General features: G+C 72.8%; 11 protein-coding genes. 4 read left to right on the forward strand and 7 right to left on the reverse strand.

Going from position 1 to position 10348, the window contains the following annotated elements; translation table 11 throughout:
• Nucleotides 1–22 precede the first annotated feature (22 nt).
• Entirely contained in the window at nt 23–2671 is a 2649-nt protein-coding gene (locus AC3WLN_RS22285; RefSeq protein WP_492484930.1) for a TIGR02302 family protein, read from the reverse strand.
• Nucleotides 2672–2857: 186 nt separating this feature from the next.
• Here AC3WLN_RS22285 and AC3WLN_RS22290 point away from each other — a divergent pair, with 186 nt between their 5' ends.
• Nucleotides 2858–3376 carry a DUF533 domain-containing protein gene (locus AC3WLN_RS22290; RefSeq protein WP_492484932.1) on the forward strand — a complete coding sequence of 173 codons (519 nt, stop codon included), beginning with the start codon at nt 2858–2860 and terminating at the stop codon, nt 3374–3376.
• A 3-nt stretch (nt 3377–3379) separates the two neighbouring features.
• On the opposite strand, the gene lysA is transcribed toward AC3WLN_RS22290, so the two are convergent.
• The 5 genes from lysA to AC3WLN_RS22315 all read right to left on the reverse strand — a co-directional run bounded on the left by lysA (nt 3380) and on the right by AC3WLN_RS22315 (nt 7343).
• Entirely contained in the window at nt 3380–4657 is a 1278-nt protein-coding gene (lysA, locus tag AC3WLN_RS22295; RefSeq protein ID WP_492484934.1) for a diaminopimelate decarboxylase, read from the reverse strand.
• Nucleotides 4658–4766: 109 nt separating this feature from the next.
• Nucleotides 4767–5120 carry an LPS translocon maturation chaperone LptM gene (gene lptM, locus AC3WLN_RS22300; RefSeq protein ID WP_463775749.1) on the reverse strand — a complete coding sequence of 118 codons (354 nt, stop codon included), beginning with the start codon at nt 5118–5120 and terminating at the stop codon, nt 4767–4769.
• 239 nt (nt 5121–5359) lie between these two features.
• Nucleotides 5360–5656 (reverse strand): 3',5'-cyclic-nucleotide phosphodiesterase, encoded by a 297-nt coding sequence (locus AC3WLN_RS22305; protein ID WP_492484936.1) that lies wholly within the window; start codon nt 5654–5656, stop codon nt 5360–5362.
• Between the two features lie 188 nt (nt 5657–5844).
• Nucleotides 5845–6642 carry a hypothetical protein gene (locus AC3WLN_RS22310; RefSeq protein WP_492484938.1) on the reverse strand — a complete coding sequence of 266 codons (798 nt, stop codon included), beginning with the start codon at nt 6640–6642 and terminating at the stop codon, nt 5845–5847.
• Between the two features lie 80 nt (nt 6643–6722).
• Nucleotides 6723–7343, reverse strand: a complete 621-nt coding sequence (locus tag AC3WLN_RS22315) for a DUF1134 domain-containing protein (protein ID WP_492484940.1) — start codon at nt 7341–7343, stop codon at nt 6723–6725.
• Nucleotides 7344–7523: 180 nt separating this feature from the next.
• On the opposite strand from AC3WLN_RS22315, the gene AC3WLN_RS22320 reads away from it, so the two are divergent.
• Entirely contained in the window at nt 7524–8024 is a 501-nt protein-coding gene (locus tag AC3WLN_RS22320) for a YHS domain-containing (seleno)protein (protein ID WP_492484942.1), read from the forward strand.
• Between the two features lie 25 nt (nt 8025–8049).
• Here the strand turns inward: AC3WLN_RS22320 and AC3WLN_RS22325 are convergent, their stop codons facing one another.
• On the reverse strand, nt 8050–8928 hold the full coding sequence (locus tag AC3WLN_RS22325; protein WP_492484943.1) for a 3'(2'),5'-bisphosphate nucleotidase CysQ family protein: 879 nt from the start codon (nt 8926–8928) through the stop codon (nt 8050–8052).
• Between the two features lie 130 nt (nt 8929–9058).
• Here AC3WLN_RS22325 and chpT point away from each other — a divergent pair, with 130 nt between their 5' ends.
• On the forward strand, nt 9059–9793 hold the full coding sequence (chpT, locus tag AC3WLN_RS22330; RefSeq protein WP_492484945.1) for a histidine phosphotransferase ChpT: 735 nt from the start codon (nt 9059–9061) through the stop codon (nt 9791–9793).
• A gap of 165 nt (nt 9794–9958) precedes the next feature.
• A partial coding sequence (locus tag AC3WLN_RS22335; protein WP_492484947.1) for an Hpt domain-containing protein occupies nt 9959–10348 on the forward strand: 390 nt, incomplete at its 3' end.

The following is a 10348-nucleotide window of genomic DNA, read 5'->3' on the forward strand; positions in this document are numbered from 1 at the left end:
GAGGGGCCCAGGGGGCGGGGCGTCAGTTCCGGCGCAGCAGGCGCTCGAAGTAGTCGAGCTCCTCGCGCGGACGGTTCGGGTCGCCGAGCTTGCGGCGCAGCTCCTCCATGATGCGCCGGGTGCGCTGCACGGTGGATTCGTCCGCCGTCGGCACGCGGGCATTGCCGTTGGTCATGTCGCGGCCCTTGGTGGGGCGGCCGAGGGGATCGTCGTCGCGGTTGCCGGCCTGGCCCTGCTGGCTCGGCTTCTCGCCACCCTCGCCCTCGCCCTTCCCGTCGCCCTCACCCTCGCCCTCGGCCATCTCCTGCATCTGCTTCTGCATGCCCTCGGCCCCACGCTTGAGGCCGTCCAGCGCCCGGCCCTGGGCGTCGACCGCCTCGCCCTCCTTGCCCTGGCCGAGGGCGCCCTCGGCCTCGCGCATGGCCTCCTCGGCCTCCGACAGGCCTTCCTCGCCCTGCATCCCGAGGTCCTTCATGCGGCGCTGGAGGTCCTCCAGGCGCTCGCGCAGGGCCTGCTGGCGCTGACCGGCTCCCTTCTGACCCTCGCCCTGCTGGCCCTGCTGACCTTGACCTTGCTGACCTTGGCCCTGCTGACCTTGGCCGGGCTGTCCGGGCTGGCCCTTCTGGCCCTCGCCCTGCTGGCCGGGCTGTCCGCGCTGCGGGCGCTGGCCGCGCGGACCCTGGCCCTGCTGGCCGCGCTTGTCCTGACCGTCCTTGAAGGTCTCGTCGCGCAGGTCCTGCTGCTCGCGCGAGAGCTTGTCGAGCTCGTCGGCCTGCTTGCTCATCTCGCGGCCGTTGGGGTCGGACTTGCCGCCGGGCTCGGCCGTCTGGAGGTTCTCCAGAACCTCGCGCAGCTGGTCGAGCAGGCGCTGCGCCTCGGCGGTGTCGCCGCGCTTCATGGCCTCGGCCATGTCGTTGAGCATCTTGTTGAGGTCGTCCGGCGTCACCGTCTTGGCGTTCGGGTTCGGCGGGCTCTTCTCGGCCTGGGGCTTCCCGTCCTTGCGCTGGCGCTCGGCCATGCCCTTCATGAACTTGTCGAGGGCCTGCTTCAGGTCCTCGGTGAGCTTCTTGATCTCCTCGTCCGGCGCGTTGCGCTCGATCGCCTGCTTGAGGTTGTCCTGGGCCGCGCGCAGGCTCTTCTCGGCGTCGGACAGGTCGCCGTCCTCGATCTTCAGGGCCATCTCCCAGAGGAGGTCGGCCACCTCCATCAGGGCCTCGTCGCTGCGGGCGGCGCGCAGGCGGCGGGTGGCGGTCTTCAGCCCGAGGAAGACGCTCGGCTGCGGCGTGAAGCGATCTGGCGCGATCAGGAGCGCGTCGAGGGCGGTCTGCACCCGGCCGCGGCTGTCGTCCGGCGCGGTGATCAGGCGCCGGCGCTCCTCCGCGAGGGCGCGGGCCAGGGGCTGGGCGAAGATCCGGGCCGGCAGCGTCACCTCGGCGCCGGGCGTGCGGCCCTCCTGGCCGGCCTCGTCCTTCACCACCAGGGTCAGGCGCACGCGGGCGCCCGACCACGGATTGTCGGTCAGGTCCACCAGGGTCTTGGTGTCGTGCTCGCCGGTGGCGTCGGCCGGCAGGGCCAGCGAAATCTTGGGCGGCGGCACCAGGGCCCGCGTGTTCGCCAGGGGCTCGACCAGGCCCTCGGCCGAGGCGATGCCGTAATCGTCCTTGGCCCGGTAGGTCAGGGTGAAGGTGCCGCGCGCGTTCACCTCGAGGGCGCCGATGCGCTCCACCTCGGGGGCGGTGTCGGGAATGGTCTCGACGAGGAGATGCTGGGTCGTGCCGCCGGCCGCGACGGTGAGGTCGGCCACGCCGCCGGTGAGCTGGAAGCGGTCCTCGCGCAGATCGGCATGGGGCGGCTTGCCCGGCAACGCCGTCAGCCCCGCCTTCGGCGTCAGCACCGCCTCGCCCTGGCCGGCGATCCGGACGATCAGGGTCGAATTGAGGGGGGCGCGCAGGCGCTGCTGCTCTCCGTTCATGGTCACCACCAGGGGCGGCAGCCGGGTATAGAGCGGCGGGTCGATCCAGCCGTCGACCCGGAAGCTCGGGCCCGGCGCCGGCGGCGCCTGCCAGTCGAAGGCGCCGAGGATGCGGGGGCGCCACTCGGCGCCGGCGACGAACAGGCTCGCCACCGCCGCCACGATCAGGCCGGCCCGCAGCGCGAAGGGGTCGCGCCGCGCCATGGCGGGCCGGGGCGGGGGCGGCGCCAGCCCGGAGACGGCCTCGGCCGCGCGCGCCTGGTGCAGGGCCCAGAGGGCGCGGGTCGCCGGATCGGCGGTGCCGACCGCGAGGGTGTCCTCGATCGACGAGGCGGGATTGTGGGACAGGGGGCCGCCCCGGGCGGCGGCCTCCCGGTCGATCCGGGCCAGCGCCTCGCGCCGCGTGTCGCGCCGCAGGCGCGCCAGGGGCAGGAGCGCGGCGACGAGGGCCAGGGCGAAGAGCGCGAGGCCGGTCAGGCGGGCGAGGGGCGGCAGGTCGAGCCAGAGCCCGAGCCAGGACAGGGTGAGGAAGGCCAGGACGAGGCCGAGGCCGCGCCACAGGATGGGCCAGGCGCGCTCCCACAGGCCGGCCGCCTGCGAGCGGGCGACCAGGCGGTCGAGCCGCTGGCGCAGCACCGGTCCGCCGGCAGCGTCGGCCGGTCCGCTGTTCGTGGGGGTCGCCGGGTCGGCCTCGCCCATCGTGTCTGGCTCCTCGCGCGTCGCATCGGCGCCGCGCCTGCCCCGCAAGGCTAGCATGGTGGAGGCGCGGTGCGACGGGGTCAAATCATCCCAGGCAAGCGGGACAATCCGGTCCGCGATCTGAACCCGGCGCGTCGCTCGCGGGTTGCCGCCTCGATCTCAGCGCGTGAAAAGGATGTCTCCGCCATGGCCGATGTGAAGCCCCTCGTCGATGCCCTGGTGCGCGCGCGCCGCGGTCGCCTCGCGGCGACCGCCGCCCTCGGCGGCCTCGCCCTGGTTGCGGGCCTCGCGACACGGGCCCTGCGCGGGACGGTCGCGCCGCCGGAGCCTGCGGACGCGCCGGCAGCGCCCGCCGTCAACGAGGACGAGGCCCGCCTGATGCTGCGCGCGATGGTGGCGGCCACCCTAGCCGACGGGATGATCGACAAGGACGAGCGCCAGCGCCTCGACGCGGCGCTCCAGGCCTCGGGGGTCGCGAAGGACGGGGCCGCCTGGCTGGAGGCCGAGATCGCCGATCCGGTCGACCTCGACACCATCGCGGATGCGGTGAACACACCCGAGCAGGCGACGCGGATCTACTCGGCGGTGCGCCTCTCCGTCCTGGCGGATACGCTGCAGGAACGGGAATTCCTCAAGCGCCTCGCCGAGGCCCTCGACGTTCCGGCCGAGGCGGTCGCCCGGATCGAGGGCGAACTCGCCGCCTGACCGTCAGGCCTGCGGGCTCAGCCAGTCCGGCATCCGGTCGAGGGCGATCAGGTCCTCGTAGCTCTGGCGGGGGCGCACGATCGCGGCCTCGCCGCCACGCACCAGCACCTCCGGCACCAGCAGGCGGGAATTGTAGGTGCCGGCCTGGACGGCCCCGTAGGCCCCCGCGCTCATCACGGCGATCAGGTCGCCGGGGGCGACCTCCGGCATCTCGCGGCCGAGCGCCAGGTAGTCGCCGCTCTCGCAGACCGGCCCGACCACGTCGGCGACGATCCGGGGCGTCTCGGCGCCGGGCTCCCGGACCGGCCGGAGGCCGTGATAGGCCTCGTAGAGGGTGGGGCGGATCAGGTCGTTCATCGCCGCGTCCACGATCACGAAGGTCCGGCCCTCGGTGCGCTTCACGTAGATCACCCGGGTCACCAGGATGCCGGCATTGCCGGCGATCATCCGGCCGATCTCGAAGACCGGGCGCAGCCCGAGCGGCGCGAAATGCGGGCGCAGGATCGCCGACAGGGCCGCGGGCTCCGGCGGCGGGGCGTTGTCGTCGCGGTAGGGGATACCGAGGCCGCCGCCGAAATCGATGTGGTGGAGGGCGTGCCCCTCCGCCATCAGGTCGCGGGCGAGGCCGGCCAGCAGCCCGGCGGCGTGGTCGAAGGGCGCCAGATCGGTGATCTGGCTGCCGATATGCATGTCGACGCCGGTCATCGCGAGGCCCGGCAGGGTCGCGGCGTAAGCGTAGACCGCGCGGGCCCGGCCGATCGGGATGCCGAACTTGTTCTCGGACTTCCCGGTGGAGATCTTGGCGTGGGTGCCGGCATCGACGTCGGGATTGACCCGGATCGAGACCGGGGCCGTCAGGCCGAGGCTGGACGCCACGGCGGAGAGCTGGGCGAGTTCCGGCTCACTCTCCACGTTGAAGCAGAAGATCCCGGCCTTGAGGGCCACGGCCATCTCGGCTTGCGTCTTGCCGACGCCGGAGAAGACGATGCGCTGCGGATCGACGCCGGCCGCCAAGGCCCGGCGCAGCTCGCCCTCCGAGACGATGTCCATTCCGGCCCCGAGGCGGGCCAGGGTCGCCAGCACGGCCTGGTTCGAGTTCGCCTTCATGGCGAAGCAGACCAGGGCATCGTCGCCGCCGAAGGCCTCGGCGAAGACGTCGTAGTGCCGCTCCAGCGTGGCGGTGGCGTAGCAGTAGAACGGTGTCCCGACCCGGTCGGCGAGATCGGTCAGGTCGACGTCTTCGGCCCGGAGGCGGCCGTCGCGATAATGGAAGTGATGCATCGGCCTGCCTGCGGGCATTCCGCCCGGGGATACGCCGCCTGCGCGCGGCGCGTCCGGTCGGGCGCGCCTGCCCGCACGAGGCTGGGAGAAGAACGGTCGTGACCCGCTTCTACAGCAGTGGGTCGAGCAGGAAAGGCTGCTTCGGGATGACGTAGCCGCGCTTGGCGCCGCGCGTCGTCTTCACCGGCGCCTCGGCGCCCGAGCCCGGCACCGCCAGGGTGTCGAGTTCGTCGCCGGCGCGCACCGCATCGGGCTCGGGCGTCGCGGCGCCACCGCCGAGGCCGACGCTCTGCGGCAGCTCGCGCGGGCTCGCCACCCCGGGCAGACCCGGACGGGCGACGGAGCGCGCGGCGGCGGTGCCGGGCGGCGGCTCCAGCGCCCCCCGCCGGCCGCAGGCCGAGGCGGACAGCGCGATGAGGCCGATCGCGGCGATCGTCGTCAGAGGGCGGGAACGGAGGAACATCGACGCTTGCAGTCCGAGACGCGGTGACGGTGAGCATAGCCGTTGCGACCCCGCGAGGCGAGCGAAACGGCCACGCTGTCCCGCCTCGGACGAAATCTGCCCGCCCCTGACGAAGTCAGCCCACTCGGAAGGCTGCCGGTCCGCCCCGGACGGGACGTGCCCGGGCGGGGAGGGGCATCCGCGCCCGCGGACACGGCGCCCGTGCAGAGACGGGCGCCGGCGCGGAGCGAGACTGGGCCTCAGCCCTTCTTCTTGCCGTCCGTCTTCTGATAGACGTCGATGGCGCGGCGGCAATTCTCCGAGAGCTTGGACCAGTTCGTCTGGAAGCACTTGTCGAGGGCCGGATCGTCGGTGGCGAGGTTGCCGCAATAGGTCAGGTAATCGCCGGTGCAGTACTTCTTCAGGGTCTCGTTGCCGCGCTTGGTCTGGGGGGCGGTCGCGGCCCCCTGCGGCTGCGCCGCGGGCTGGGCGAGCGCGGGCGCGACCGAGGCCGTGGCGACGAGGAGGAGGGCAAGCGACGTGAACTTGAGGGCCATAGGGGGCGCGGTCCGTCTCAGAAAACAGGGAATGGGCGATCCGATGAAGCGCCGACATGGTCGAAACATGGCGCGTGGATGGTCGCCGCGTGGTCAGGCGGCTTTCTACGCCGCGTTTTCCCGTCCGCGCAACGTCCGCGGGGTTTTCCGCCGCACATGACGAACCGCGAAGGCGGACGAAGGCGGGATCAGCTGGCCTGCGCCGGCATCGGGTAGGCCGAGACCGGGGGAAGCCGCTCGCGCTGCGTCAGGCTGTCGGCGACGTCGGAGATCCGGCGGCGCAGGTCGGCGGCCTCGCCCTCGCGCCGGGCCATCACCTCGGCCAGAGCCTCCTCGGCCGCGGCCAGGCTGGCCCGCAGGGTCTCGCGCTCGGCCACCAGGGTGGCGGTGAGGTCCGGTACCTCCGAGGCGATCGGCACGGTGGCCGCGCCGGCATCCGGCCCGGCCTGCCCGACCCGGGCGGCGAGGAGGTCGTCGAGCACCTCCTGGTGCGCCTGCTCCAGCACCCGCAGGGTGGCGAGACCCAGGGCGGTGTCCTGGCGGGCCGCATCGAGGTCGCGCTCGACGTCGCTCAGGGTGGCACGGGTCGCCGCGAGGGCCGCCTCGCGCTCGCTCAAGGTGGCGTCCCGGGCCTCCACCGTCCGGGTGAGGGCGGCGGCCTCCATGGTCCGGGCCCCGATGGCAGCAAGATCGGCGTGGCGATGGGCCTTCACCGCCTCGACCTTCCGCTCCAGGCGGCGCTGGGCCACGGCGAATTGCGCCCGCAGGTAGTCCTTCTCGGCCGCGACCTCCGAGATCGACAGGGGCAGACGGGCCTCGACGCGGCGCTCCGACAGTCGGGCGGCGCGGGCATTCACGGCGGGCAGAAGCAACAGGGCGCACAGGCTCGCGGCCAGGAAGCCGAGCGCGAAGATCATCACGGTTTCGATCACGCGGAAACGCTCGCTCAACACGCCGTGGACGACAATGACGATGGACACATCCATCGACCCTCGCTGGCCTGTTTAGCCCATGTCCCCCCGGGATGAGCAAGATGCGCGGGGACACACCGCGGCGGTCGCGCGAATCAGAAGGGGTTCCAAGTCGGCTTGGCGGTGAATTTCAGGTAGCCGATATTGATGCCGAGGCGGGCGCCGACGCCGGTGCGGATCGGCACCACCACGATGTCGTCGGCCGTCACCGCCGTCATGCCGAAGCCGCCCACCAGGTAGGCCGAGCCGTCGACGCCGCCGAAGCGGCGGTAGAGGCCGGACACCGCCGGCAGGTTGTAGACCAGCATCATGGTCCGGTCGCCATCGCCGCCGACGTCGAAGCCGATCGACGGTCCCTGCCAGTAGATGCGGCGCTGGCCGGCATTGCGGGTGTAGAGCGTGCCCTCGCCGTAGCGGACGCCGCCGACGATGGCGCCGGACGCCTCCTGGCCGAGGATGTAGCCGTTCGGCTCGCCCCAGCGCCGGGTCGCCTCCTCGACGAGCTGGGCGAGGCCGCGCGACATCGAGCCGAAGAACCGGTGGCCGTTATCGACCAGTTCCTCGGGGCGGAACTTGCCCGGGGCCCCGTCGGCCGCCGCGAGGGCGCGGGGCGAGACCCCGAGGAGGAGGGCGCCCGCGAGGGCGCCGACGACGGCGCGCCGGGTGGCGGGATCGCGCGGTGTCAGGGCACGGGCGGCCCGATGGTTCGACGTCATGCCTCGTCCCTCCTGTCTGCCGACACCCGCCGGGGGCGCTATCGTCTCGGTAACCGACACCGCGCTATGGATCGGCCCGTCGTCCGGCCCGCCATCCGGGCGGGATGTCACCCTGGAGGACGCCCTGGCCGGGGCCGGTGCGCCTCGGTACGCGGCGATCATGATGCGAAACAAAGCAACATGTGGTTAACGCGCCGTCACCTGCTTCGCGTCGCCGCGGCCGGCGGCCTGTCCGCGCTCGGCGCGGGAGCGGGGCCGCGACTCCGGGCCGCGACCCTGCCGCCCCTGCCGCCGGGCCGCATCGCCCTCGGGGGCTTCGATCCGGTGAGCTACTTCCTCGACGGGCCGGAGCCGGGCCGACCGGCCTACGAGCAGGTCTGGGCGGGGCGGAGCTGGCGCTTCGCGCGGGCCGCGAACCGGGAGGCGTTCCGGGCCGATCCTGCCGCCTACGCGCCGCGCCTCGGCGGCTTCGACCCGATCGGCATCCTGGCCGGGCGCCTCGTCGACAGCGATCCCCTGGTCTATGCGCGCCTGCCCGGCCCGGAGGGCGGCGACCGGCTCTACCTCTTCCGCAGCGACGAGCATCGCCTGCGGGTCCTGGCCGAGCCGCGCCTCGGCGAGGCGGCGGAGGCGCGCTGGCCGGGCCTGCGCGATCAGATCGAGCGCGACTTCCCGGACTGAGCGCCGGACTGAGCGCCCGCCGCCCTCAGACCCGGCTCTCGCCCTGCGGCGCGTGCCGGTCGGAGGCGCGGGTGGCCGGGCTGCGCTCGGGCAGGACGAGGTTCGCCGCGTAGCGGGCATCGCCCAGGGCCGCGAAGGGGCCGTTGCGGTAGTTGCGCGTGTAGTGGCCGTAGGTCATCGGCCGGCCGGCGGGGGCGACGACGCAGCCGCCCGCGACGGTGAGGATGTGGTCGCCCGCCGCCGTGTCCCATTCCATGGTCGGACCGCAGCGGACGTAGATGTCGGCCTCGCCGGAGGCGATGAGGCAGAACTTCAGGGCCGAGGCCGCCGAGCGGGTCGCCCCGACCCGGAGCGCCCCGAGGCAGGCGTCGGTCTCGACGTCGCCGTGCCGGTTGCTGCGCAGGGCGACGAGGCCCTTGTCCGGCATCGGCCGCACCGCGATCGGCAGGCGCTCGCCCAGATGGCCGTCCCGGATCTCCGCCTCGAAGGCCCAGTCGCCCGCGCCCCAGACCCGGTACAGGCCGGGGGCCGCGAGGGCGGCGGCGACGGGCCGGTCGCCCGCCACCAGCCCGATATTCACGCTGTACTCGGCGTTGCCGGCGAGGAAGTCGCGCGTCCCGTCGAGGGGATCGACGAGGAAGAACAGCGGCGCCGGCGGGTGGTCGTAGGAGGATTCCTCGGCGATCACCGGGATGCCGGGCCAGTGCCGGGCGAGCTCCAGCAGGATGAAGGCCTCGGATTCCGCGTCCGCCTGGCTGGCCGGCGAACCGTCGGGCTTGAGCACGTGCGGGCAGTCGCCGCCATGGTGCCGTCTCAGGATTTCGCCCGCCCGGCAGGCAATTTCCATCAGGGTGGCCGCAATACGGTCGCGCGTCGGCGCATCGATCGACATGATGGGGGCCATGATGCCCGTGCCACGGAGCCTTGTCGACCCGGATCGCGGGGCCTCCGGGTGCTTTTCAAAGCTTCCGCCGCCGTCTATCGGTGCCGTTCACGACCGGACGCGGCCCCGAAACGCCTGCGCGGAGCGCACCATGATCCCCCTCAATCTCGACGCCCTCGACCTGTCCGCCCTCCTGTGCTCGCGGGTCTGCCACGACGTGATCAGCCCCGTCGGCGCGATCGTGAACGGCCTGGAGGTCCTGGAGGACGAGAGCGACGCCTCCATGCGGGAATTCGCCCTGGAGCTGATCGCCAAGAGCGCGCGCCAGGCCTCCGCCCGCCTGCAGTTCGCCCGCATCGCCTTCGGCGCCGCCGGCTCGGCCGGGGCCTCGATCGACCTCGCCGATGCCGAGAAGGTCTCGCGCGGCATGTTCGCCGACGACAAGACGCAGCTCGCCTGGAGCGCGCCCCAGGCGCTCTACCCGAAGAACAAGGTCAAGCTCCTCTTGAACCTCGTGATGATCGCCCAGAGCGCGATCCCGCGCGGCGGCCTCATCGACGTGGTGGTGCGGGGCGACGGCGAGGCGCCGACCCTGGTCCTGAAGAGCAAGGGCTCGCATGCCCGCATCCCGGCCCATGTCGAGGACATGATAGCCGGCACGCCGGAGAACGGCACCGTCGATGCCCACGGCATCCTGCCGTTCTATGCCGGCCTCGTCGCCCGCGCGGCGGCCATGGACGTGCGCTTCTCCATCGAGGGCGACACCGTGACGATCGAGGCGACCCCCGTCGCCGCCGCGCTGCCGGAGGCGCCGGCCGCGGCCCCGGCGGATCCGCAGGTCGACCGGCCGTCGGATTCCGAGCCGCCCGAGACCGCCCTGGCCTGAGGCCGGCGGCCCGGCACCGGCGACAAGTCAGGGCAATTCGGGAGATCGACAAATATTATCGCGGTTTCCCGCATTGTCCGTCGGGATGAAACCCTTCCCTAACCGGTTCGGGTGCAAGGTCGGTCCTGCACAGACTGTAGTGCGCGTATGGACCGAGTATCCCTCATGGACGACTTGTTGCGTGAGTTCCTGACCGAGAGCGCAGAGCACCTCGACACGGTCGATGCCGAGTTGGTCCGGTTCGAGCAGGATCCGAACAATCAGACGATCCTGCGGAACATCTTCCGCCTCGTCCATACCATCAAGGGCACCTGCGGGTTCCTCGGCCTGCCCCGCCTGGAAGCGCTGGCCCACGCCGCCGAGACCCTGATGGGCCAGTTCCGCGACGGCATGCCGGTCACCGGCGCCGCGGTCAGCCTCATCCTCGTCACCCTCGACCGGCTCAAGGCGATCCTGGCCGACCTCGAAGCCACCGGCACCGAGCCCGCGGGCAGCGACGACGACCTCATCGGCGCCCTCGAGGTGATGGCCTCGGCCCCGATCGCCCCCGAGGCC

The sequence above is a fragment of the Methylobacterium sp. FW306-05-D genome, assembly GCF_058782155.1.

Bases quoted from the DNA above. Each gene is read 5' to 3' on its own strand.
- AC3WLN_RS22285 (WP_492484930.1), bottom strand. From the start codon at position 2,671: ATGGGCGAGGCCGACCCGGCGACCCCCACGAACAGCGGACCGGCCGAC.
- AC3WLN_RS22325 (WP_492484943.1), bottom strand. From the start codon at position 8,928: ATGGCCCCCATCATGTCGATCGATGCGCCGACGCGCGACCGTATTGCG.
- lptM (WP_463775749.1), bottom strand. From the start codon at position 5,120: ATGTTCCTCCGTTCCCGCCCTCTGACGACGATCGCCGCGATCGGCCTC.
- AC3WLN_RS22310 (WP_492484938.1), bottom strand. From the start codon at position 6,642: ATGGATGTGTCCATCGTCATTGTCGTCCACGGCGTGTTGAGCGAGCGT.
- AC3WLN_RS22315 (WP_492484940.1), bottom strand. From the start codon at position 7,343: ATGACGTCGAACCATCGGGCCGCCCGTGCCCTGACACCGCGCGATCCC.
- AC3WLN_RS22320 (WP_492484942.1), top strand. From the start codon at position 7,524: ATGTGGTTAACGCGCCGTCACCTGCTTCGCGTCGCCGCGGCCGGCGGC.
- lysA (WP_492484934.1), bottom strand. From the start codon at position 4,657: ATGCATCACTTCCATTATCGCGACGGCCGCCTCCGGGCCGAAGACGTC.
- chpT (WP_492484945.1), top strand. From the start codon at position 9,059: ATGATCCCCCTCAATCTCGACGCCCTCGACCTGTCCGCCCTCCTGTGC.
- AC3WLN_RS22305 (WP_492484936.1), bottom strand. From the start codon at position 5,656: ATGGCCCTCAAGTTCACGTCGCTTGCCCTCCTCCTCGTCGCCACGGCC.
- AC3WLN_RS22290 (WP_492484932.1), top strand. From the start codon at position 2,858: ATGGCCGATGTGAAGCCCCTCGTCGATGCCCTGGTGCGCGCGCGCCGC.